Source organism: Ruegeria sp. BJ3 (assembly GCF_056535665.1).
Map to the genome: position 1 here is coordinate 175,299 of NZ_JBQFIT010000002.1, position 23,562 is coordinate 198,860.

At 60.9% G+C, this 23,562-nt stretch carries 23 protein-coding genes; 15 read left to right on the plus strand and 8 right to left on the minus strand.

Annotated elements, in window-relative coordinates:
• Positions 1-47: 47 nt before the first annotated feature.
• The 3 genes from ACR3EL_RS18190 to ACR3EL_RS18200 all read right to left on the minus strand — a co-directional run bounded on the left by ACR3EL_RS18190 (position 48) and on the right by ACR3EL_RS18200 (position 1,433).
• On the minus strand, positions 48-476 hold the full coding sequence (locus ACR3EL_RS18190; RefSeq protein WP_437342521.1) for a polysaccharide biosynthesis/export family protein: 429 nt from the start codon (positions 474-476) through the stop codon (positions 48-50).
• 194 nt (positions 477-670) lie between these two features.
• Positions 671-1,198: a polysaccharide biosynthesis/export family protein gene (locus ACR3EL_RS18195; protein ID WP_170341491.1), complete on the minus strand. Its 528-nt coding sequence runs from the start codon at positions 1,196-1,198 to the stop codon at positions 671-673.
• Positions 1,158-1,433: a hypothetical protein gene (locus tag ACR3EL_RS18200; protein WP_480722515.1), complete on the minus strand. Its 276-nt coding sequence runs from the start codon at positions 1,431-1,433 to the stop codon at positions 1,158-1,160. Before ACR3EL_RS18200 ends, ACR3EL_RS18195 begins: the two co-directional genes overlap by 41 nt.
• A gap of 158 nt (positions 1,434-1,591) precedes the next feature.
• On the opposite strand from ACR3EL_RS18200, the gene ACR3EL_RS18205 reads away from it, so the two are divergent.
• From ACR3EL_RS18205 to ACR3EL_RS18220, 4 genes are all read left to right on the plus strand, one after another.
• Positions 1,592-2,392: a metallophosphoesterase family protein gene (locus tag ACR3EL_RS18205; protein WP_480722516.1), complete on the plus strand. Its 801-nt coding sequence runs from the start codon at positions 1,592-1,594 to the stop codon at positions 2,390-2,392.
• 116 nt (positions 2,393-2,508) lie between these two features.
• A complete protein-coding gene (locus ACR3EL_RS18210; RefSeq protein ID WP_170341496.1) occupies positions 2,509-3,030 on the plus strand; it encodes a sugar transferase in 522 nt (173 codons plus the stop codon).
• Between the two features lie 330 nt (positions 3,031-3,360).
• On the plus strand, positions 3,361-4,791 hold the full coding sequence (locus ACR3EL_RS18215; protein WP_480722517.1) for a GumC family protein: 1,431 nt from the start codon (positions 3,361-3,363) through the stop codon (positions 4,789-4,791).
• A gap of 40 nt (positions 4,792-4,831) precedes the next feature.
• Positions 4,832-5,113 carry a tyrosine-protein kinase family protein gene (locus ACR3EL_RS18220; protein WP_170341500.1) on the plus strand — a complete coding sequence of 94 codons (282 nt, stop codon included), beginning with the start codon at positions 4,832-4,834 and terminating at the stop codon, positions 5,111-5,113.
• Between the two features lie 4 nt (positions 5,114-5,117).
• On the opposite strand, the gene ACR3EL_RS18225 is transcribed toward ACR3EL_RS18220, so the two are convergent.
• The gene (locus ACR3EL_RS18225) at positions 5,118-5,642 is read right to left on the minus strand and encodes a CBS domain-containing protein (RefSeq protein WP_093963355.1); all 525 of its coding nucleotides are present in this window, start codon (positions 5,640-5,642) and stop codon (positions 5,118-5,120) included.
• A gap of 125 nt (positions 5,643-5,767) precedes the next feature.
• On the opposite strand from ACR3EL_RS18225, the gene ACR3EL_RS18230 reads away from it, so the two are divergent.
• From ACR3EL_RS18230 to ACR3EL_RS18260, 7 genes are all read left to right on the plus strand, one after another.
• Positions 5,768-5,953: a hypothetical protein gene (locus ACR3EL_RS18230; protein ID WP_093963354.1), complete on the plus strand. Its 186-nt coding sequence runs from the start codon at positions 5,768-5,770 to the stop codon at positions 5,951-5,953.
• A gap of 66 nt (positions 5,954-6,019) precedes the next feature.
• Positions 6,020-7,045, plus strand: a complete 1,026-nt coding sequence (locus ACR3EL_RS18235) for an FAD:protein FMN transferase (RefSeq protein WP_170341502.1) — start codon at positions 6,020-6,022, stop codon at positions 7,043-7,045.
• A gap of 15 nt (positions 7,046-7,060) precedes the next feature.
• On the plus strand, positions 7,061-7,306 hold the full coding sequence (gene nqrM / locus ACR3EL_RS18240) for a (Na+)-NQR maturation NqrM (RefSeq protein WP_093963352.1): 246 nt from the start codon (positions 7,061-7,063) through the stop codon (positions 7,304-7,306).
• On the plus strand, positions 7,307-8,974 hold the full coding sequence (locus ACR3EL_RS18245) for a sulfatase-like hydrolase/transferase (protein ID WP_170341503.1): 1,668 nt from the start codon (positions 7,307-7,309) through the stop codon (positions 8,972-8,974). It begins immediately after the preceding gene.
• Between the two features lie 92 nt (positions 8,975-9,066).
• Positions 9,067-10,584, plus strand: a complete 1,518-nt coding sequence (gene gpmI, locus ACR3EL_RS18250; protein ID WP_480722518.1) for a 2,3-bisphosphoglycerate-independent phosphoglycerate mutase — start codon at positions 9,067-9,069, stop codon at positions 10,582-10,584.
• Complete coding sequence (locus ACR3EL_RS18255) at positions 10,581-11,714, plus strand: murein hydrolase activator EnvC family protein (protein WP_170341506.1); 1,134 nt, start codon at positions 10,581-10,583, stop codon at positions 11,712-11,714. Before gpmI ends, ACR3EL_RS18255 begins: the two co-directional genes overlap by 4 nt.
• Positions 11,715-11,720: 6 nt before the next feature.
• Positions 11,721-13,067: a S41 family peptidase gene (locus tag ACR3EL_RS18260; RefSeq protein WP_170525885.1), complete on the plus strand. Its 1,347-nt coding sequence runs from the start codon at positions 11,721-11,723 to the stop codon at positions 13,065-13,067.
• 54 nt (positions 13,068-13,121) lie between these two features.
• On the opposite strand, the gene ACR3EL_RS18265 is transcribed toward ACR3EL_RS18260, so the two are convergent.
• The 3 genes from ACR3EL_RS18265 to ACR3EL_RS18275 all read right to left on the minus strand — a co-directional run bounded on the left by ACR3EL_RS18265 (position 13,122) and on the right by ACR3EL_RS18275 (position 15,891).
• Entirely contained in the window at positions 13,122-14,648 is a 1,527-nt protein-coding gene (locus tag ACR3EL_RS18265; RefSeq protein ID WP_480722519.1) for an MFS transporter, read from the minus strand.
• Positions 14,649-14,758: 110 nt separating this feature from the next.
• On the minus strand, positions 14,759-15,118 hold the full coding sequence (locus ACR3EL_RS18270) for a hypothetical protein (protein ID WP_170369316.1): 360 nt from the start codon (positions 15,116-15,118) through the stop codon (positions 14,759-14,761).
• A gap of 11 nt (positions 15,119-15,129) precedes the next feature.
• Positions 15,130-15,891 carry a DUF6478 family protein gene (locus ACR3EL_RS18275; RefSeq protein WP_170369314.1) on the minus strand — a complete coding sequence of 254 codons (762 nt, stop codon included), beginning with the start codon at positions 15,889-15,891 and terminating at the stop codon, positions 15,130-15,132.
• 247 nt (positions 15,892-16,138) lie between these two features.
• On the opposite strand from ACR3EL_RS18275, the gene ACR3EL_RS18280 reads away from it, so the two are divergent.
• Genes ACR3EL_RS18280 through ACR3EL_RS18295 form a run of 4 tightly spaced genes read left to right on the plus strand, consistent with a single transcriptional unit; the run spans position 16,139 to position 22,394 of the window.
• On the plus strand, positions 16,139-19,219 hold the full coding sequence (locus tag ACR3EL_RS18280; RefSeq protein ID WP_170341514.1) for an ABC transporter transmembrane domain-containing protein: 3,081 nt from the start codon (positions 16,139-16,141) through the stop codon (positions 19,217-19,219).
• 1 nt (position 19,220) lies between these two features.
• Positions 19,221-20,120 (plus strand): CPBP family intramembrane glutamic endopeptidase, encoded by a 900-nt coding sequence (locus ACR3EL_RS18285; RefSeq protein ID WP_480722520.1) that lies wholly within the window; start codon positions 19,221-19,223, stop codon positions 20,118-20,120.
• Positions 20,121-20,178: 58 nt separating this feature from the next.
• Entirely contained in the window at positions 20,179-21,123 is a 945-nt protein-coding gene (accD, locus tag ACR3EL_RS18290) for an acetyl-CoA carboxylase, carboxyltransferase subunit beta (RefSeq protein ID WP_170341517.1), read from the plus strand.
• Positions 21,120-22,394, plus strand: a complete 1,275-nt coding sequence (locus tag ACR3EL_RS18295; protein WP_170341518.1) for a bifunctional folylpolyglutamate synthase/dihydrofolate synthase — start codon at positions 21,120-21,122, stop codon at positions 22,392-22,394. The genes accD and ACR3EL_RS18295 overlap by 4 nt, the downstream gene beginning before the upstream one ends.
• Before the next feature lie 39 nt (positions 22,395-22,433).
• Here the strand turns inward: ACR3EL_RS18295 and zapE are convergent, their stop codons facing one another.
• On the minus strand, positions 22,434-23,492 hold the full coding sequence (zapE, locus tag ACR3EL_RS18300) for a cell division protein ZapE (RefSeq protein ID WP_170341982.1): 1,059 nt from the start codon (positions 23,490-23,492) through the stop codon (positions 22,434-22,436).
• Positions 23,493-23,562 lie beyond the last annotated feature (70 nt).

Genomic DNA, 23,562 nt, shown 5'->3' on the forward strand with positions numbered 1-23,562 from the left:
GGATTATCGGTCGGTGGGACCTCATATCCGATGCAGGGCAGGGCGCGTCAACCATTTGCCGCGTCCAGACCCGCATTGACCAGCGAGGGCAGGAATTGATCCAGCGCCCGACCCCAGGTCGTGATCGGCTGTTCCTGGATGAAAACAATATCGTTGGGACGCAGTTCCATACGGGCCGCGATCGACAATGCCGCGGGATTGCGCGCATCGAGGTGCCAGGCAGTGAACGCACCGATTTCCTCAGGTTTGGGAGAGGCACGCAGTACATAGATTTGCGACGCGTCTGCCGTTCTGGTGCTGTAACCGCCTTCGCCGAACAAAGCGTCGGCCAGGCTCAGGTGCTGGCCGTAGGGCAGGGGAACACGAGCATTCTTGCGGAACTCTCCCCCTAGATAGACATTTTCGCGCTGTTCGGAACCCAGTTGGCTGCGAACCGTGAAATTGTCACGTAACTCCGTCAGTTCGGCGCTGCGCAGATCGACCTCCTGCTAAAGTTCGGCCAAGGCGACCCCCCGAGCCTGCCGGTTCAGGCTGATGACGTCGATCTGATCGCGATAAATCGCAAGAGCCGGTCCAGGTCATAGCTGGTATCGGCAAACACGGCGTCCCCGTTCAAAAGGACCAGTTGCCGGAAGTCCGGTCGGGCCAGGTAGTTTCGCAACGGAATCTTTTACAAATCCCCACTACGGTAGATGCGGATCGTGCCCAGCTCTCGATCCCGGGTCGTCAGGCCTCCGGCCGCGGCAATCGCCTGACCGAGTGTCAAGGGAGTGACGGTCAGCGGCACCACGACCGGCGTTGCAACCAGCCCGCCTACTGCGACGTGTTTCGAGTTGTACGCCACCACCTCCAGCGACACGGTTGTTTCCGCCTCACTTATCGTTCGGCCGGGGACTTGCACCCGACCGGCGTCGGGGATCGAGATCGTGCCGTCATCGCGGACGGTGAAGGTATTCCGCTGAGCGCCCGCGCCAGCAAGTTCGGCAACCCGTGCGGGGCGTATGATCGCCACCATATCACCCGGTCCCAGGTGGTAGGGTGGAGCCTTCACTCGCGGAGGCGCGCGCAACTCAAGCGGCTCTGGGGTGAAATCCGGAACGGCAGGACCATCCGGCAGCGCAGCCAACCGAGAGTGGGCCGGTCCGGTGCTTGCGGTTTCATAGAAGGACTGCGGCAGACTGCGTGGCCGATAGGGCATCGTCACCGACCAGCCATAGGCGCTCGCCTGCTCTGATCTGCGTCGCAAAAGACCGCACCGGTTGAACCGTGTGACCCAAAGCCGCTTCCAATTCAGGGATGGCATCGTCGGTGGCGATTTCAAACCGGATCGATGCACCACCCACGTTTCTGAGAAGAATATCTTGGTCCGCGGCCGCATCGTGGCGGTTTTCGACAGACCACTGCGCGGCCGGTTTGTAAGTCATCGAATGCATCGAAAGCTCCTGTTGTTTTTCGGCGGCCACTCTAGTGCCGAGGACCCTTGCGTTGCGCGCCCGCCTCAATAACCTGTTGTTCACAACTACGGCAGTCGCGTCAGCCGGCCGTGTCCGCCATTGCTGCCTGGGCCACAGCGCGATAGGGAACAGGTCTGATGATAGGATCGTGGATCAAAAAACTCAGGCGAGGCACGAACGAGCCTGAGCAGGAATCGCTGCGGGAGACCCTGGCACCCGATCGGCGGTTCTATGTCGTTGGTGACATTCACGGACGGCTGGACCTGTTGCAGCAACTGCTGACCCGTCTCGATCCGGACATTCCTCTGGTATTTGTTGGGGACTATGTCGACCGTGGAGATTACAGTGCTCAGGTTTTGCATCACCTGCGGCATCTTTCGGAAAACGGCGAGCGTGAAGTGATTTGTCTGCTGGGCAATCATGAAGAGATGCTGCTTCGATTTATCGAGGAACCCAAGCGGACCAGTCGCTTGTGGCTGGGAAACGGTGGGCTTCAGACACTCGCGTCGTTCGGCCTGACGGGAATAACCGAAACGACATTGGGCGAAGATGCCGTCCAAATCTCGCATCATATGCGGTCTGTGATCGGCGACCCGGTTCTGACTTGGCTCGAAAACCGGCCACTGACCTGGTCAAGCGGGAATGTCTCGATCGTCCACGCGGCCCTAGATCCCGCCTTGCCAATCGATGTCCAACCGCGCCATGTCTGTTTGTGGGGGCACCCCAATTTCCCGTCCACCGCTCGAACGGATGGCCAATGGGTCGTGCACGGGCATACCATAGTCCCAGATCCAAAGGTCAGTGGCCGGGTGATTTCGATCGACACCGGCGCGTTTGCAACCGGTCGGCTCACGGCGGCAGACATCAGCCCGGGCACCGTCAATTTCGTATCAACAAGCCCCGAGAATGAAGCCTCGGACACCGCCAGTCGAGCATGACGGCTATAGTCAAAAGATGATCTCGTAATACTCCATTAACGCTAACTCGGCATTTACCATTCCGCAGCGAAACTCCCGCTGAGCCTACGCGGCATCAGACGCTCAAAAGGGGATGGATGAGTATCGATTTTGTTGGTTCCCAGACCACTTTTTCCGGTATTGCCGCGCCGCGCGTAAGTCTGACATTCAGTGTCGCCAAACGCTTCATGGATGTTGCTGTTTCTCTGGCCCTGTTGCCACTTGTGGCGGTTTGTGCAGTTCTGTTGCTGGTCATGAACCCCATTCCAAACCGAGGGCGCTTGTTTTTCCGCCAGATCCGTATGGGCAGAGGAGGAAGAGCGTTCGTCGCCTACAAATTCCGTTCAATTAAGCCCGGGCACGGTGAGATCAGTGGACCCTATGGCCCGGTCGAAACGTCGTGTATCACGCCCCTGGGTCGCGCATTGCGCCGATCCCGGATTGATGAGCTTCCGCAAGTCATCAACGTGCTGCTTGGTAACATGAGCTTGATCGGTCCCCGCCCAGATTGCATCCACCACGCGCGGTTTTATCTGCGAGATGTGCCCGATTACCGCGCCCGGCTTGGCGTCCGCCCCGAAATCAGCGGCTATGCCCAGACCGAAGTCGGTTACGCATAAAACCCAAAAGATATTCGGAAAAAAGTTTGGGCAGACCATTACTACATCAATAATCCGAGCCTTGCTTTCGAATTTTGGATTGTTCGGCGGACGCAGCAGGCGGTTGCCGGATTCAAGGACAATCGACGCTGAGAGACGTTGTCAGATCGCAAGCACTTGCAAAGGCCTAACAAAACTGACGAAAAACCTCATGGCGCGAACAGGCGCGAGGAAACCGTGGGCGGTTTGAACCTTCTGGCCTTTGTCCGGCTGTGTTGGGCGCACTGATACACAATCGCCGCCTGCGCGGGTCGCGGCCTTTTGCAGGGATTTGGGATCTCGACCTTTGCGATGAAACCCCGCTTCCGGTCCGAAACGACGCTGGTTCTGACACGCCCTGCGGGCTATTCCGACGTGCCGTCGCAGGCCATGACGGGGCTAGGCGGAGACATCTCCGGCATCAATACTCAAGTCGAAATCCTTGGCTCTGCTCGTATGATGCACAATCTAGATTTGGAGTTGGCCCTCCAGAATGATCCCGAGTTCAATCCAGCCATCCTCGCATCGCGTTGGACCGTACCTTGGCATAAACCGGCGGACCGGCCGGACAGCGAAGACCTGGGCATTGTCGCGGAAAACGTCACACAGGCGATATCTATCAAGAACGTCCGGAATTCAGATGTTATCCGGAGCAGCACAACAACCAATGACCCTCAGAAGTCGGCTGAGATTGCGGATACCTTGGCCCAGCTTTTTTGTTCGGGATCAGATCAACGGAAAAGCCGAAGGACTGACCGAAACTGTTTCATGGTTGTCGGACCGGGTGGCCGGGCTGGAGCAGGAAATCGCCCGGCAGGAGGACGCCATCAAGATCCTGCGGCCGCCAACCCCGATGCACTGGCCGCGCAGCTTTCGGAAACCCGAACAACGTTGGCCAATCTGCAGAGCCGTCTTCAAGAGCTTGACCAACTGGACCAGACACTTGTTGACTTGGACCCCGAACACTTCAGAGGCGAGGTTCCTGAAATCATTCATGATCGCATTCTCAGCAGCCTTTCAAGGCAGGTCGCCACGGGAGGCGCAGCCGCTAGGATAGCTCTCGCCGAACGTGTTTCAGAATTGATCGCCCAGAATGCCCGCGAACGCGCCGAACTCGATCACCAGTCCCGAACCCTGTCTCAACTGCTCACGACACTTGAGTTGGAATATGAAAAGAATGCCGGTGTGACGGCCGAATTACGCCAGTTCGAACGCGACGCCCGCGCAACCCAGTTGCTGCACGAAACCTTTCTTTCCAGGCTGAAGGAAGCCGCCGTCCAACAGGGCGCACAAACGCCGGACTGCCGCATAATTTCGACAGCCACTCCGGGCAAACAAGTTGCACCGCGTTCTGGTCTGACCATGTTTCTTGGGGTGATCGCCGGGGCGGCATTGGGGCTGGGCATCGTTCTTGTCCGACAAATCCGGCAAGCCGCGGTTCCGACGGGGTCCGATCTGGAGCTGACTACCAGCGTACCGGTTCTGGGCCATTTGCCATTGGCGACGATCCGCCAGCGCAGTCAGTTGGCCGGGTACGTGTCCACAAATCCGACGTCACCGCTCTCGGAGGCGGCCAGAAACCTGCGAACGTCTCTGCTGTCGCCAAATTCGGACGCTCCACCGCAGGTCATTCTGTGCACCTCGTCGGCACCGGATGAGGGTAAGACCACGATGTCGATTGCCTTCGCGCAAAGCCTGGCGGGGCTCGGTCGATGTTCTGATGGGCGAGCGCAGCACACATAGCGCTGCAGATACTTTTTCGTCTTCGCGCTTTCATGACCTCATGACGGGGTTGCGGGCAGACTACGAAAATATTCTGATCGACAGCCCACCGGTACTGGCCGTTCCTGACGCCCGGGTAATCGGGCAGGCCTGTGACGCGATCCTTCTGTCGGTTGCGCCGGCCATCACGTCCCGTGCCCAGTTGGAACAGGCGCTGCGCGAGTTTTCCAGCGTGAACTTGCAGGTCACGGGGCTGGTCATGTCGGACCTGAGGTCTGCCCGAAAACAGACCAAGGCAGGCGGGCAGGCCTATACGGCCTATGCCCGTTGCTACAACGTGTGACTATCTAGCCGACGATCATCTGCTTCATGCGCAGGGCTTCGTATTCCAGCTCTTTCAGCCGGAAATGCACGACATCTCCGATGGTGATCATGCCGCAGAGCTTGCCGTCGCGAAGAACCGGCATGTGCCGGAAACGCCCCTCGGTCATTGTCTTCAGCACGTCCATCAGCAGGTCGTCCGGCGTGCAGGTCCGGACATCGCGTGTCATCAGCGCCTCGACCGATTGTGGCAGCGTCTGACCCGGAGTATCCGCCATGCGGCGAACGATATCCCGCTCGGACAGGATCCCCTGCAGTGCGCCGTTCTGATCGGTGACGACAACCGCCCCGATGCGTTTCTCCTTTAGAATTTCGACCACCGAATGGATGGTGTCATTCGGCCGAACCGAAAACACCGCATCACCTTTTCCTTCCAGCAATTTGGCGACAGTGGTCTGAGTATGTGACAAATTCGACTCGGCGGATTGGCTGTAAGTGCTTGACCCGGCCTTGTCGCCACGTGTCGGGGGCTGGTAAGAGCTTGGGGCCATGGGCGGTCTCCTCCTTCAACGCTACAGGCTGTCCTCACCACCTTATCGCAGCAGAGAAACCTGTATAGGGTGCAAATTCAAAAACCGGCGCAACCGCGCCGGGTCGCAAGGAAAAACCGGACCCCGTGACCCAACTCCATCTGTCTCCTGCGGTTGCCGCCCTGATCTTCCTTCTGGTCGTGATCTGCGGACATAATTTTCGCAAACTGTGGAAAGAACAGCCCCCTGGTTGGCAGAAACGCGCGTGGCTGTTTGGTGTGCCCGCTGCGGCCGGGCTGCTGGTCCTGGGCTTCCTGCCGCTGGTGCCCTGACGCAGGTTTGACTCTGGGTGGGGCCGCTGGCATATGCCGGGCAACACTTTTCCAGGAGATCGCCCCATGCGCCGACTGCTTGCTCTGGCCCTGCCGCTTGTTGTTTCTGGCTGTCTGTTCGACGAGGAGCCCGAGATCGTCCGTCTGTCCGGCGAAACCATGGGCACGACCTATCACATCACCGCAATCGGCGAGGATCTGGACGAGGCGGCCCTGTCCACCTCCGTGGAGGAAACGCTGGCGCAGGTGAATGCCAAGATGTCCAACTGGGACCCGAATTCCGAAGTCTCGGTCTTTTCCGCCTCGGCCAGCACCGACCCGATGCCGGTGTCACAGGAATTCGCCTATGTGATCGCGGCGGCCAACCAGGTGCACGACCAAAGCGGCGGCGTGTTCGACGTGACGCTTGGCCCGCTGATCGAGCTGTGGGGCTTCGGCCCGCGCAAGCCCGAAGACCCGGTACCGTCGGATGCCGAGATCGCGGCAGCGCTGGAACAAGTGGGGCAGGCGCGCCTGCTGACGCTGGATGAACAGGCCGGGACGCTGGCCAAGGCGCAACCGGGCGTGGGGATCAACCTTTCGGCCATCGCCAAGGGCTACGGGATCGACGCCGTGGCCGAGACGCTGCGAGAGGCCGGCATCGAGAACTACATGGTTGAGATCGGCGGCGACCTGGTGGCCCGCGGTCAGAACGACAAGGGCGAGGCCTGGCGCATCGGCATCGAAAAGCCCGAAGCCGGGTCGCAGACCGTGCAATTCATCGTGCCGCTGGACAACCGTGGCATGGCGACCTCGGGCGACTACAAGAACTTCTTCGAACAGGACGGGGTGCGGTATTCGCACATCATCGACCCGATCACCGGACGCCCGATCACGCATCGGACGACCTCGGTCACGGTTCTGGCCGAAAATGCGATGATGGCCGATGCCTGGGCCACTGCGATGCTGGCGCTGGGGCAGGAGCGGGGGCTGAAACTGGCCGATCAGCTGGGTTTGGCGGTGTTTTTCATCTCGCGGGATGTGACAGGCGGCGAAGATGCCTATATCACGGTACAAAGCAGCGCGTTCAAGGATGCGCTGGGATCGAACTGAAGGGCGGGCCGGCTGATGAGCACCTTTATTCTCGCGTTTGTTCTGCTGCTGATCATCATGGTCGGCATGTCGCTGGGCGTGATGCTGATGGGCAAGACCATCAAGGGCAGTTGCGGCGGGCTGAACGCGATCTCGGGGGCCGACAAATGCGTGGTGTGCCAAAAAGACGTGGACCCCAACAGCCCTCTGCGTGACAAGCTGCAATGCAAGCGCGCCCGCCGGATGGTGGAACAGATGGAAAGCCAGGGCGCGCAGCACTGAATGGCCAAGGCCCGCAACATCCTGTTCATCATGTTCGACCAGCTTCGCTGGGATTACCTGAGCTGTTACGGCCATCCACATCTGCACACGCCCAATATCGACCGGCTGGCCGCGCGCGGCGTGCGGTTCACGCGGGCCTATATCCAGTCGCCGATCTGCGGCAGTTCGCGCATGTCCACCTATACCGGGCGCTATGTGCAGTCACATGGCGCCTCGTGGAACGGCATTCCGTTGAAGGTGGGCGAACAGACCATAGGCGACCATCTGCGCAAGGCGGGGATGGACTGCTGGCTGGTCGGCAAGACCCATATGCGCGCCGACGCCGAGGGCATGGCGCGGCTGGGCTTGGAACCCGACAGCCTGATCGGCGCGCGCGTGGCCGAATGCGGTTTCGACGTGTTCGAGCGCGACGACGGGATGCGCCCCGAAGGCCCTGACGGGTTCTATGACCCCGACGGGGCCCGCGCCTACAACGCGTGGCTGGCCGACAAGGGCTATGACGGCGACAACCCCTGGCACGACTTTGCCAATTCCGGGCTGGACGAGGACGGCAACGTGCTGTCGGGCTGGTTTCTGAAAAACGCGCCGCAGGCCGCGAACATCGCCGAAGAAGATAGCGAGACCCCCTATCTGACCACGCGCGGCATCGAATTCATGGAAACCCATGACGGCCCGTGGTGCTGCCACCTGAGCTACATCAAACCGCACTGGCCCTATATCGTCCCCGAGCCCTATGCCTCGATGTACGGGCCCGAGCATGTTCTGCCCCCCAACCGGTCGGAGGCTGAACGGGCCGACGCGCATCCCGTGCTGAGCGCCTTCATGCATACCAAGATCGGTCAGACCTTCTGGCGGCAGGATGTGCGCGAGGCCGTGATCCCCTCCTATATGGGCCTGATCAAGCAGGCCGATGACCAGATCGGGCGGTTGCTGGACTGGATGGACCAGACCGGCCGCATGGACGACACGATGATCGTGCTGACCTCGGACCATGGCGATTTTCTGGGCGATCACTGGATGGGCGAAAAGACGTTCTTCCACGACGCTTCGACCAAGGTGCCGCTGATCATCTACGACCCGTCCGAACAGGCCGATGCCACGCGCGGCACCGCCTGCGACGCGCTGGTCGAGTCGATCGACCTGGCCCCCACTTTCGTCGAGGTCGCGGGCGGTGCGGTGCCTGATCATATCCTAGAAGGCCACTCGCTGCTGCCAATCCTGCACGGGCAGGCGGACGAGACCCCGCGCAAATTCGTGATCTGCGAATACGACTATTCGGCCTCGCCCATCGCGGAAACGCTGGGCGTGTCGGTGCGTGATGCGGCGATGTTCATGGTGGCCACGAAAAAATGGAAGCTGATCCATTGCGAAGGCGGGTTCCGCCCGATCCTGTTCGATCTGGAAAACGACCCCGACGAACTGACCGATCTGGGCGACAGTGCGGCCTATGCGGATGTGATCGCGCAAATGTACGACCACCTGTTCGACTGGGCCCGGCGTCCGTCGCAGCGCACCACCCGCTCGGCGGCCGAGCTGGTCGAGATGCGCACCAAAAGTCGCGGCAAGGGCGTGATCCTGGGCGCTTATGACGAACGCGACGCCCCGCCCGAACTGACGGTCAAGTATCGCGGCCGCAAGGCCCGGCCCTGGCATCAGATCAGGAAATAGCCCGACGCGGGTCGTATCGCCGCAAAAGGCGGTTCACGATGCGGCGGGCAGGGGATAGAAGAACGGACAAGAGCAGTTATCGGAGACCCGACATGAGCGCACCCAAACCCGTCGTCCTGTGCATCCTCGATGGCTGGGGCCTGTCCGACGACACGCAGGCCAATGCGCCCTATCTGGCCCACACGCCCACATTCGACGCGATCATGACCAAGGGTCCGCACGCGCGGCTGATCACCCATGGCCCTGATGTGGGCCTGCCCAGCGGCCAGATGGGTAATTCCGAGGTCGGCCATACCAATATCGGGGCCGGGCGGGTCGTGGCCATGGATCTGGGCCAGATCGATCTTGCAATCGAAGACGGCTCGTTCTTCGAAAACGCTGCGCTGCAGGACTTTGTCGCCAAGGTGAAGGCGGCGGGTGGGACCGCGCATCTGATGGGGCTGGTCTCGGATGGCGGGGTGCATGGGCACCTGAACCATATCGTCGCCGCCGCAAAGGCAATCACCGATGCAGGCGTTCCGGTGGCTCTGCACGCCATCACCGACGGGCGAGACGTGGCCCCGAAATCGGCGCTGGACTTCCTGGCCGAGCTGGAGCGCCGCCTGCCTGCGAACGCGCGCGTCGTCACCGTCTCGGGGCGGTACTATGCCATGGACCGCGACAACCGGTGGGAACGGGTCGGCCGCGCCTATGATGCCATCATCAAAGGTGAAGGCGCGCCGGCTGATACCGCAAGCGCCGCGATTCAGGCCGCCTACGACCGGGGCGAGACGGACGAGTTCATCGCGCCCACGGTACTACCCGGCTACGACGGCGTCCGCGACGGCGACGGCTTCTTCTGTCTCAACTTCCGCGCCGACCGCGCCCGCGAAATCCTGCGCGCCATTGCCGAACCCGGATTTGACGAATTCGACACCGGACCACGCCCGCAGCTGTCGGCGCTGCTGGGCATGGTGGAATATTCCGACGGTCACAACGCCTACATGACCACGGTGTTCCCCAAGCGCGAGATCGTCAACACGCTGGGCGAATGGGTCGCCAAGCAGGGCCTGCGCCAGTTCCGTCTGGCCGAAACCGAGAAATACCCCCATGTCACGTTCTTCCTGAACGGCGGCAAGGAAACCCCCGAGCCCGGCGAGGATCGCTATATGGCCCCGTCGCCCAAGGTGGCGACCTATGATCTGCAGCCCGAGATGTCGGCCGGAGAGGTGACGGACAATTTCGTCGAGGCGATCGAGGGCGGCTATGACCTGATCGTCACCAACTATGCCAACCCCGACATGGTGGGCCATACCGGTGACCTGCAGGCCGCGATCAAGGCCTGCGAGGCCGTTGACCAAGGCCTGTCCCGCGTGGTCGCCGCGCTTGAAAAGGCAGGCGGTGCCATGATCGTGACGGCCGATCACGGCAACTGCGAAACCATGATCGACCCCGAAACAGGCGGGCCGCATACCGCTCACACCCTGAACCCGGTACCCGTGGCGCTGGTAGGCGGACCCGAGGGCGCAACCCTGCGCGAAGGTCGCCTGTCCGATCTGGCGCCTACGGTGCTGAACCTGATGGGCCTGCCCAAGCCTCCGGAAATGACGGGTCAGAGCCTGCTGTCATGAGGCTGCGCGCGCTTCTTCTGGCGGCCCTGATGGCGGGGCAGGCGGCCCGGGCCGCGCCGGACCCCGCGCAGGCGGCACTGGAGGCGGCGCAGATGCTGGAACAGGCCTCGATCGCCCTGACCGAGGCCGAAACCGCCCGCGACCGCGTGCTCGCCCTGACCGAGACGATCCAGGCCTACGAGGCCGGGCTGGCCGCCATGCGCGACGGGCTGCGCCGGGCGGCTTTGCGCGAAAGCCAGCTGACCGCCGAGTTGAACGCGCGCGAACGCGAAATCCGCCAGTTGCTGGGCGTGCTGCAAACCATCGAAACCACGGCGCCACCGGTTCTGATGCTGCACCCGGCCGGGCCACTGGGGGCGGCGCGCACCGGGATGATGCTGTCCGAAGTCACGCCTGGCCTGAACACCAGGGCCCAGGCGCTGGCTCGGGATCTGGACGAGGTGCAGACCCTGCGCCGATTGCAACAAAGCGCTGCGGACACTCTGACCGAAGGGTTGGAAGGCGTGCAGAATGCCAGGACGAAGCTGAGCGAGGCCATAGCGAACCGTACCGACCTGCCGCGCCGCTTCATCGAAGACCCAGTACGGACAGCCATCCTGATCTCATCGACGGAGACTCTGGATGGGTTCGCCAGCGGTCTGTCTGAAATATCGGATGGAGAAATCATAACCTCGAACGCGGATGTGTCCCAACTGAAAGGACAGATTCCGCTGCCGACCCAAGGCGTCATACTCCATCGTTCCGGCGAAACGGACGCCGCCGGGGTCACGCGTCCGGGGCTTGTACTGGGAACCAGACCACGTGCATTGGTGCTGTCGCCGACAGCGGCCACGATCCGATACAGAGGGCCGCTTCTGGACCTTGGAAACCTTGTGATCCTGGAACCGCAGCCGGGTTTGCTTTTTGTCTTCTCCGGCCTTCAAGAGGTGTATGGGGACCCCGGTCAGGTGATCCCCGAAGGAACGCCAGTGGGCCTGATGCCCGGTCAAACACCAGAAATCGGCGCGATTTTGTCAACAAGCGGTGATGGCACTGGAACTGATCGTCCAGACACGCTCTATATAGAGGTAAGAGAGAACAATAGCCCCGTGGATCCGGAATCATGGTTCCGGACAGACAAGGATGGATAGACGAGTATGAAGAGATTTGTGATGGCCGGTCTGGCCGGCACCGTGGCAGGGATTATTGCGACTACCCAGATCGCCGGGCCACTGCTGGCGCAAGAGGCCGAAAACAAGGCCGGGGTCTATGAACAACTTGACCTGTTCGGAGATATCTTCGAACGGATCCGCGCCCAGTATGTTGAGGAAGTCGCCCCCGAAGAACTGATCGAGGCTGCGATCGACGGCATGTTAACGTCGCTGGATCCGCATTCAAGCTATCTTTCCCCGGATGACGCCGAGCAGATGCGCGTGCAGACGCGCGGTGAATTCGGTGGGCTGGGCATCGAGGTCACCCAAGAGGATGGCTTCGTCAAAGTCGTATCGCCAATTGACGGAACGCCTGCGGACGAAGCGGGCATCGAGGCCGGCGATTTCATTACTCATGTGGACGGCGAGAGCATCCTGGGCCTGACGCTGGACAAAGCAGTCGACCTGATGCGTGGCCCGGTCGGTTCGGAAATCGTGATCACCGTCGTGCGGGAAGGCGAACCCGACCCATTCGATGTGACCATCATCCGCGACACGATCAAACTGACCGCCGTTCGCGCCCGCACCGAAGGCGCCAGCGTGGTGCTTCGTGTGACCACCTTCAACGATCAGACCTTCCCGAACCTGAAAGAGGGCTTGGAAAAGCAGATCGCCGAAGCTGGCGGCATCGACAAGGTGAACGGCTTTGTTCTGGACCTGCGCAACAACCCCGGCGGGCTGTTGACCCAAGCCATCAAGGTATCGGACGCATTCCTGAACGAGGGCGAGATCGTCTCGACCCGTGGGCGCAATCCCGAAGATGGTGAACGCTTCAACGCAACCCCGGGTGATCTTGCCCAGGGCAAGCCGATCGTAGTGCTGATCAACGGCGGATCGGCTTCGGCATCCGAGATTGTTGCAGGTGCATTGAAGGATCACCACCGCGCGATCGTCGTCGGCACCAAAAGCTTCGGCAAAGGATCGGTTCAAACCGTGATGCCGCTGCGTGGCGACGGGGCGATGCGTCTGACCACCTCGCGCTACTACACCCCGTCGGGTCGGTCGATCCAGGCTTTGGGTGTCAGCCCCGACATCATCGTGGAACAGCCCCGCGTCCGTCCCGAGGCTGAGGAAGAGGAAGAAAGCAACGCCCGCACCCGGTCCGAGGCCGACCTGCGGGGCAGCCTGAACAATGACAGCTTGACCGAGGATGAAATCCGCCAGATCGAGGAAGACCGCACCAAAGCGGAAGAAACCGCCGAACTGCGCAACGAAGACTACCAGTTGGCCTATGCGATCGACATTCTCAAAGGCCTGTCCGCCTTCAATCCGACAGAGCGGGCATCGCAGTAAGCTGCGCAAGCAATGACCGAAGGGCCGCGGTTTTCCGCGGCCTTTTCTTTTGGCTCAGCTCTCGATTTTGTGCAGTTTCTTTTCGTCCAGCATCAGCGCCAAAACCAGGCCGATCGACACCGACAGCGTTGAAAAGACAAAAGCCATGTCCATCCCGCTGTCAAAGGCCATCGACAACGCGGATTTGATCTTTTCGGCCTCGGGCGCGCTGAATTTCTGCATGACAGCCTGCGCGGTCTTGGTCGTCAAAGTACCGCCATTGATGGCTTTTTGATCGGCTAGGGACATGTCGATGCCAGCTTTGGCAAGGTGCTCGCGGAAGCTGGACAGGCTGACCATGTACATGATGGCCGTCGCGCAGGCGACCGAAATGGCGCCATAGACCAAGTGCACCATGAAGCTCAGACCGCCAACCAGGCCGGCGCGTTCGGGCTTGACGGCGCAAACGGCGGCGGTGCCCGACGGGCCAACCGTCAGTGTCGCTCCCAACCCGATCAGAGCCATCCCCGGAAGAATATGGAAATACCCCAGCCCGGCCGGCATCACGACGACACTGGCCGCGCCTATCGTAGCGCAGAGATACCCCCAGAACAGCAGGCGCTTGGGTCCGAAATCATTGTACAAGGTGCCAGAGACGATCGACCCGACCGCCAAAAGAACGGTCAGCGGCGCAAGGCCCAGAGCGGATTCAAACACTGACCAACCAAGAACCTTTTGCATATATTGCGGAAAATACAGCAATCCCACAAAGGCCGCCGAGACGTTGAACATGTTCAGCCCCAAGGTGATGCGAAATTGCGGATTTTGCATCATCTGCGGCAGCAATAGCGGTTCTTTCACCCGTTTTTCCACGCGTGGGAACAACAGAAACAGCGACGCGCTGAGGAAAAACAGAAACATCAGCGGAACCGACAGCCAGCCCCAGTCCGACCCGACATCAAGCGCGTACAGCAGCAGCAGGACAGCAAAAGAAAGGACACCCATTCCGGTAAAGTCAATGTGCTCACCTGTCTTGTGGCTCTTGTCCGGCTGCATCAGCACGAATGCCGTGGCCATCGAGATGCACGAGAAGACGACATTTGCCAGAAAGAACAGGCGCCAATCCCCAAGGTTGACGACAAACCCGCTGATCATCGGACCAAATACATTGCCGGTCGTGACACCGGCAAGGATCAAACCCATCACCATGGCACGGTGTTCCTCACGGGATACCCTTGTGGCCCCGAAAGCCAGCGTGCACGGCCACACGCATCCCGCGCCGATACCCTGAAGCGCGCGTGCGCCGATCAGGAAATCAAGACTGGGAGATACGAAACACATGACCGAGGCGAATAGAAACAGCGACAATCCGATGATCATGATCTTGCGATGACCGTACATGTCGCCCAGCCGGCCACCTGCAACCATCGTCATGGCGAAGAACAGCGCATAGATGTTCAATACCCACTGAGTACTGGTGATATTGGCATCAAACGAGTTTTCGATCGCGGGAACCAGCATCAGCGCACCGGTAAAGTCTATGCCGATGCCAAACGCCGTTACCATCAGCGCTATGACCTTGATAATGCTGTCACGTTCCATCCGGCCCCCAGAGTTTCCTTGGTGGCTCAATCATGCATGAATTCAGCGAAAAAGATAGGAATGCGTCCAAGCAGGCTTCGGCTACGTAGAACCTGCAGGCTTTTGGCCGATCAACCCTGATCAGCGCTCAACCGACGCACCACGCGCTTCAGAAGGTCAAGTTCGGCGCGCAGCAGGTCCATCTCGGCGCGGATATCGCCCACGGCCGGTGCACCCGCGATTACGGTGATGTCACCCACTTTTTCCTGTGAAGCGCTGTCGAGAATAATCACACTATGCACACCATCGGACAACAGGACCGTTGGTACGGGAACCCGAACATGCCAGCCACCTTCGGCCTCAGAAACCTCGATATCTTGCAGGATCTGATCCCGGTACCGGGCTTCAAGTTGGGGTGCGATACTTCCTGAATAGTGGCCTTCCCATAAGCCGTCTTCGAACCGGATCGGGACGAGTTTTGTTTCCGCCATGGCCTTTCCCTTCACAAGTCAGCGCGATGATGGCGGCACAGGGTCAGATCCCGCAGCACCACACGGTTCATACCAGGATCCTGGATGATAAGGTCCAGCCACATCTTCTTGATGCGACGTTCGTTCAAGGACAGATGCGCAAGATCAAAATCGATGTCGGATGTCGCATGTTGCGGTTCCAGCTTTCGCAGCACCTGCTCGGTATTCGGTCCATTCTGGATGTTAAGCCTCGCAAAGACCTCGGCCGGGCGCTCACTGTCGACCGTCACATGAGCCCGGACGAGGTGTTGCCGCGTCAGACCCTCGGCGGCGCTGCCCGGAAGTTCGACAGACACGGAGAGGAACGAGCCTTGAAAGCTGAATACGTCGATCGCCAGGCTGAAAGGCGCCAGGTCCTTTTCCCCGCTGTTGCGGATTTGCCGGACTGCAATCTCGGCCAGCGGACAGTCATGGAAAAGCGCCACGCTGTCATCAAGCTGCGCCTTGCGAGACAATGATACCAGGCCCGTAACGGGCAGGGGGCTGCCCCACAAATCCGGGCGCCAGGCCCAATCCGTGCCAAGCGGCCTCGGAAAATTCTGGGTGCCGATATGCGGGCGGGTCAGGCGCCCGTCCGCAATCTGGATCAGACGATCAAGTTGGGCGCGAAGAACACGCGCCTGCTCACGCTGCTGGCGAAGCAGAGGCAGGTCCTCGTGCGGCGCGTTCTGCGCCGTCCGTTTCCAGTGCCCAACTGCCTTGCGGCTGAAATACCGATCCAGAAGTCTGCTCATGTGCCCAGTGCCTGAAACTGCACCTCTTTAGTCGGAATCCGCGGGCGGAATAAACCCGCCTTCGACAGATAGCACTGCAAAATTCCCGAATTGTGAAGAACGTCAGTCCTGCCGGCCGGTCTTTTTTGCAAGATCACGCAGGGGCACGTTCTTGAAATAGCACGGGGCAGAGCTTACCGTCAGTCACCCGGTCGCCGTGGATCCTCCGCAACGGGCCGCAGTCCAAAAAACAAGACGAGGCCGGGGCATGGAACCCACCCTATTCGCGTTCATCTGGAAACATTCCAAGAAACAGCAGTTCATTCTGCTGCTGTTGACCGTACTTTCGTTTCCGTTTCTCTATGCCTCGCTTGAACTGCCCAAGCAGATCATCAACGACGCCATCGGCGCGACCGGAAACACGGTAACGCTGTTCGGTACGAAGGTGACCCAGGTCCAATACTTGTTGATCCTGTGTTTTGCGTTCTTGGGAACCGTCCTGGCTGGCGGCCTCATGAAGATGCGCATCAACACCATGAAGGGGATCCTGGCCGAACGCATGTTGCGTCGGCTCAGGTTCACCCTGATCAGCCGGATGCTGCGCTTCCCCAAGCCGTATTTCTCGACCACAAGCCAGGGCGAGCTGGTGTCGATGATATCGTCTGAAGCGGAACCGATGGGCGGACTGATGGGCGACGCGATCGCCCAGCCGGTTTTCCAGTTCGGTCAGATGATGACGATTGTCACATTCCTGTTCATGCAGAGCGTCTGGTTCGGGCTGGCCTCGATCGCGCTGATCCCGCTGCAAGCCTGGCTGATCCCGCGCCTGCAGCGCCAGATCAACCTTTTGAACAAGGACCGTATTCAGGAGATCCGCCACCTGAGCACCGAGATCGGTGAAACCGCCGCCGGTATCAGCGACCTGCGCGCGAACGGTGGTTGGCGCTATCGGCTGGCGCAGTTCAGTCATCGTCTGGGAACCTTGTTCGATATCCGGGTCCGGATCTACAACAAGAAATTCTTCATGAAGTTCCTCAACAACCTGATCACGCAGATGACGCCGTTTCTGTTCTATTCGGTCGGCGGCTATCTCGCGATCACGGGCGAAGTGACAGTCGGTGCGCTGGTTGCGGCGCTGGGGGCGTACAAGGACCTCAGCGGCCCTTGGCGCGATCTGCTGACTTATTACAATCAGGTTCAGGACATGTCGTTGCGCTGGCAGGTCGTCACCGAACGGTTTGCACCCGAGAACATGATCCCCGAAGAACTGTTCTATGGCGAACCGGAGAGCATCCCGCACCTGCAGGGCGACATCGAATTGCGCAATGTCACGGTGCGCGACGAAGACGGCAAGTTGATACTTGAAGACATCGACCTGACGATCCCAAAGGGCGCTCGGGTCGCCATCAAGGCCTCGCACGACTCGGAAAGACAGGCGCTGGCCCAGTTGCTGATCCGCGAGATCCTGCCGGTTCAGGGCGAGGTCCTTCTGTCTGGGCACAACCTTCGCGAACTCCATCAGGCGGTGATCGCCGCCCGTGTCGGCTATGCCCACTCGCGACCCTACTTGTTCAACGGCACGCTTGGGGACAACCTGCTGATGCCTTTGCGTCCCCATCCCCAGCACGAGGCCGAAGCTCTGAAGGCCCCATCACGTTATCAGGTCGAAGCCGTGCGCGCCGGCAACTCCCCGGACCTGCTGGAGGACGAATGGGTCGACCCTCGCCTTGCAGGGCTGCAGAACATCGACGAGATCCGGGATTGGTGGTTCGAACTGGTCGAGGCGATGGGCATCGACGAATTCATGTTCCGGCGGACGTTGCGTTCGCAATTCGATCCCGAACTGCACCCCCATCTGGCCAAGGCGATCGTGGATGCGCGCGACAAGGTTGCAGCGCGTCTCAAGGAAAAGGGCTTGGACAAATACGTTTACCGGTTCGATCCGGACCGGTTCAACCCGGCCGTACCTTTGGGGGGCAACCTTTTGTTTGCCTCACCGTCGCGCAACATTTCACCGGACATCCTCGCCGGGGACGCTCGATTTCTTGCCATGCTGAGGGCCCATGATCTGGACAAGGACGCCCTGAGCATCGCGACGGCGGTTCTCAGCACGCTGCGCAAAACATTCGGCCGCGAAGGGACGGATCACCCGCTGTTCCTGCGCTTGGGCATGTCCAAGGACATGTACCACCGACTGCTCGACATCGACGAACGCCGCATGTCGAAAGGTGAGGCAACCCTGTCCGAACGTGAAATGGCGCTGTTGCTGACGGTGCCGTTCATGCTGACCGCCGAACAGATCGGCCCCAGTTTCCCCGAGGAATACAAGGAAAAGATCCTGTCGATCCGGCGCACGCAGGCCCAAAACCTGCACGCATCTTTCGACGGGCTGTTCATTCCTGTGGCCCCCGAAACCTATGTTCCGCGCCTGACCGTCATGGAAAATGCCCTGTATGGCCGCGTGTCGCTGATGGCCGGGGCACATGCCGAAGAGATCGAGGATGCCGTAGCCGAAGTCCTGATCGAGGCCGGCCTCACCCGTCGCCTGGCGGCCATCATCTACGATCTGCCGACCGGTCTTGGCGGGGCCAACCTGCCCACGGTTTTCCAGGAACGTGCCGCGTTTTCACGGGCAGCGATCAAGCGGCCCGACATCCTGATCTTGGACAAGGTTCTTGCCAGCCACGATTCGGAAAGCCGTCTGCGCACGCGCCTCAAGCTGCGTGAGTTGCTTCCCGACTCGGTCATGATCTTCATGGAAGATCATTTTGGCCATCCCGAAGCCTATGACATGTACGTGGAAATCAAGGACGGCCGAATCGACGGTGTATCGCGTTCCAAGGCCGAGGCGGATGACGAACAACCCGAAGACTTCAGCCGAAAACTCAAGATCATTTCGGCGACGGAACTGTTTTCGAGGCTTGACGGAAAACATCAGCGTCTGCTGGCCTTTTCGGCACAATGGTACGACGCGGCGGCGGGGCAGACCATATTCTCGCGCGGCCAAACGCCCGACGCGGCCTATCTGTGCATCTCCGGGCAGGCGAGCCTGGAATGGACGATGCCGGACGGTGAAAAGCGCAACATCTCCGTCGTCGAGCCAGGCCGCCTGATCGGCGACCTGTCGATAATCACCGGAGCGCCTCGGCAACTTGACCTCGTCGCAATGACCGACTGTTCGTTCCTGCGGATCGGCGCGGAAGAGCTGCGCGCCGTGGTAGAGGGTGACGCGGCTGTTTCGATGCGCCTTCTCGAAACGGTGGCCGGGTATCTGACAACCGTCTCGGAACGACTGTTGCTGTCTAATACCCCGTTGACACCCGAAGCCGAGACCGGGGCGGGCGGTTAGGATGCGCGACCCGCAGCCACACCCGGCCTATGCCCCGCACGAAATCCTGGTGGCGCCGGCCAGGGCTTATCCCGAACTCTGGCGGATGCTGCTCGGGTTCGCCATCATCACGGTCGTCGTTCTGGCACTCAACTTGGTTCTCCTTGCCGCTATAACCTCGTTTGGTTCGGCCGAACTGGTGTCCGGTTTCGAAGACGGGTCCTCGGCCATGGCGCTGCTGGTCATCCTTTCCAGTTTCGCCTTCGCCACGCTGGGCGTCGGATTGGCCGTGCGACAGTTGCAGCACCGGAAACTGATCTCGGTGGTCGGGCCACCGATTCTGACTGCTCGACAATTCTGGCGGGTTCTGCGGGCGCTGGTCGTGCTGGGCGCTCTGCTTTTTGTTCTGCCCCCATACGATATGGGACCGCCGTTGGAGCCAAACCTGCCGGTTTTCAGGTGGCTGCTGCTGTTGCCGCTGGCGCTGGTGGCTGTCCTTATTCAGGTCAGCGCCGAAGAGATTCTGTTCCGCGGGTTCCTGCAACAATCGCTGGCCGCCCGGTTCAGGGCCCCGTGGATTTGGATGGGCGTACCCTCCCTTATTTTTGCCGCCGGGCACTACGCACCTCTTGCCGCCGGTGACAATGCGATCCTGATCGCAGGTTGGGCCTTTGTCTTTGGCCTGCTTAGTGCCGACATCACCGCCAGAGCAGGGACGCTGGGACCCGCAATCGCCATGCATTTTGCCAACAATGTAACAGCTCTGCTGATTGTATCGTTGCCTGACGGTCTGGGTGGGTTGGCCCTCTATCATCTTCCGTTCGAAACATCGGACACCGGTATCCTGCGCCAGTGGCTTGTCGTGGATTTCGCGGTGATGATCGTCAGCTGGCTTGTTGCGCGACTTGCACTCAGGCGCTGATTGCATTTCCTTCCGTAGCGTCTTATTTGACTGCAACCCGCATCAGCAAGGTTCCGACATGAACTGGATCACAAACTACGTCCGCCCCCGGATCAACTCGATCTTCTCCCGCCGTGAGGTGCCCGAGAATCTCTGGCACAAATGCGACGAGTGCGGAACGATGCTGTTCCACCGTGAACTGGCGGACAACCAGAATGTCTGTACCCAGTGCGGACACCACATGCTGATCACCCCGCGCGAACGGTTCAAGCACCTGTTCGACGGTGGTATTTTCACCGAAGTCGCAGTGCCCGCGCCCAAGGAAGACCCGCTGCAGTTCCGCGATCAGAAGAAATACCCCGACCGCATGAAGGCAGCGCAGAAAAAGACCGGCGAGAAAGAAGCGATGCTGGTTGCCACCGGCGAGATCGGCCGCACGCCGATCGTGGCCGCGGCGCAGGATTTCTCGTTCATGGGCGGTTCGATGGGTATGTATGTGGGCAACGCCATCATCGCCGCCGCACAAGAGGCGGTAAAGCTCAAGCGCCCGCTGATCCTGTTTTCCGCCGCCGGCGGTGCCCGGATGCAGGAGGGCATCCTCAGCCTGATGCAGATGCCGCGCACTACGGTCGCGGTGGAGATGCTGAAAGAGGCGGGCCTGCCCTATATCGTCGTTCTGACCCATCCCACTACCGGCGGTGTGACGGCGTCCTACGCGATGCTCGGCGACGTGCATATTGCCGAGCCGAACGCGTTGATCTGTTTCGCTGGCCCCCGCGTGATCGAGCAGACGATCCGTGAGAAACTGCCCGACGGCTTCCAGCGCGCCGAATACCTGCTGGATCACGGCATGCTGGACCGCGTCACCAAACGGACCGAGTTGCGGGACGAGCTGATCACCATCACCCGGATGCTGATGGGTCTGCCCCCGGCGGTCAAAGGCGATCTGCCCGCCCCGAAAGGGGGCGAAGCCGAACAGCCTGACGCTCAGAGCAAGCCTGCCGAAGACCAGCCCAAGAAATGACCGCGCCCACATCCGACGTCATCCTCGACCGGATGATGGCGCTGCACCCCAAGATCATCGACCTGACCTTGGACCGTGTCTGGCGTCTGCTCGAAGCTTTGGGCAACCCGCAGGACAAGCTGCCCCCGGTGATCCATATCGCTGGCACCAACGGCAAGGGCTCGACCCAGGCGATGATCCGCGCCGGGCTGGAAGGGGCAAGGCTGACGGCCCATGCCTACACCTCGCCGCATCTGGCACGCTTCCACGAGCGCATCCGCCTGGCGGGCGAGCTGATCTCGGAACCCGACCTGACCGCCGTTCTGGATGAGTGTTACACCGCCAATGGCGACGCGAACATCACCTATTTCGAGATTACCACCTGCGCGGCCCTGCTGGCCTTTTCCCGCGTGCCCGCCGACTACACGCTGCTCGAAGTGGGGCTTGGCGGGCGGCTCGACGCTACCAACGTGATCGCAAAGCCCGCGGTCACGGTCATCACCCCGATCTCGATCGACCATGAACAGTTCCTCGGCAACACGCTGGCCAAGATCGCCGCCGAAAAGGCCGGCATCATCAAGCGCGGCGTGCCCTGCATCGTCGGCCCGCAGCCGGACGAAGCGATGGAGGTCATCGAGGCCACCGCCGCCCGCCTCGGCGCACCGCTGCTGGCTTACGGACAGCACTGGCACGTCTACGAGGAACATGGCCGCCTGATCTATCAGGACGAAACCGGCCTGCGCGACCTGCCGCTGCCAAACCTGTTGGGCGCCCACCAGATCCAGAACGCCGGCGCCGCGCTGGCGGTGCTGCGCCACCTCGATCTGGGCGATGAGGCCTACGAGGCAGCGGTCACACGCGCCGAATGGCCCGCCCGGATGCAGCGACTGAAGACCGGCCCGCTGGTCGAACAGGCGCCTCAGGCCGAACTCTGGCTCGACGGCGGCCACAACGCCGCCGCCGGCGTCGCGCTGGCGGACGTCTTGGCCAAGCTGCCCCCGCGACCCACACACCTGATCTGCGGCATGCTCAACACCAAGGACGTGACCGGCTACCTCTCCCCGCTGGCCCAGCAAGCCGCCAGCCTGACCGCCGTTTCCATCCCGGGCGAGACCAACACGCTGAGCGCCGACGAAACCGCCGCCGCCGCCAAATCGGTGAACCTGCCCGCGACGACCGCCAGCAGCGTGTCCCAAGCCCTCGACACCATCATCAAAGCCGACCCTCAGGTGCGCGTGCTGATCTGCGGCTCGCTCTACCTCGCGGGCAACATCCTACGCGAAAACGGCTGACCATTCATTGAGCCACAGCTACGGCAGAGGCAACGCTCGCTATTGTCCCCAGTCCTGTGCCTGCATCTCCCGCAGGCGCGAGGCTGTGCGCTCGAACTCAAAAACACCTTCCCCCTCGACATACAGCATCTCGGGCTCGGCGGCCGCTGAACAGATCAACCTCACCTTCGCCTCATACAGCGCATCGATCAACGTGACGAACCGCTTCGCCTCGTTGAAGTTGTTGCGCGACAGGCGCGGTATGTCCTCGAGCACCAATACTTTTACCGCATCAGCAATGGCAAGATAGTCCCCCGGCCCCAGCATCCGGCCGCACAGATCGTAGAACGAGGCCCGTGCCACTCCATTGCGAAACGCGGGCAAAACCACCTCGCGCCCCTTGACATGGAGGGTCAATGGTTCGGCCGGCCCACCGGACAGGTCGGCCCAAACGGCCCGGATCTTCTCTCGCGCCTCGGGTCCGATGGGTGTGAAATAGACCGGCGAGCCCTCGAGCCGGTTCTGCCGGTAATCCGTGGGCGACGTCAGTTCCCACACTTCGAGCTGCTGCTTGATGTGGTGGATGAAGGGCAGGAACAGCTGCCGGTTCAGGCCATCCTTGTACAGATCGTCGGGATGCCGGTTCGAGGTGGTCACAACGACGACGCCTCCCGCGTGCAGCAGGTCGAACAGCCGCCCGACGATCATCGCGTCAGTGATGTCGGTGATCTGCATCTCGTCAAAGGCCAGCAGGCGCACGGAATTCACGACCGAGGCCGCCACCGGCGCCAGTGCATCCTGCACGCCGGTTTCGCGCGCCTCATGCATGCCCGCGTGGATTTCCTGCATGAAGGCATGGAAATGGACGCGCCGGGCCGGAATATGCCCCAGTGTTTCGACGAACATGTCCATCAACATGGACTTGCCGCGCCCCACGCCGCCCCACAGGTACAAGCCTTTGGGCGGCGGCAGTGCCTTGCGGAACAGCCCGCGTTTCACCGGCGCGGCCAGAGCCGCCCGGATACGCTCGAACTGGGGCAGAACGGCCTCTTGCGCGTCGTCGCGGTTCAGGGTGCCATCGGCAACGCGGGCCTCGTACAACGAGATCATGTCGGTCATGGCCCGAGCCATAGCGCCCACCCGCGCCATTGAAAAGAAGGCATCCCCCGACATGCATCAATTTTGGTTA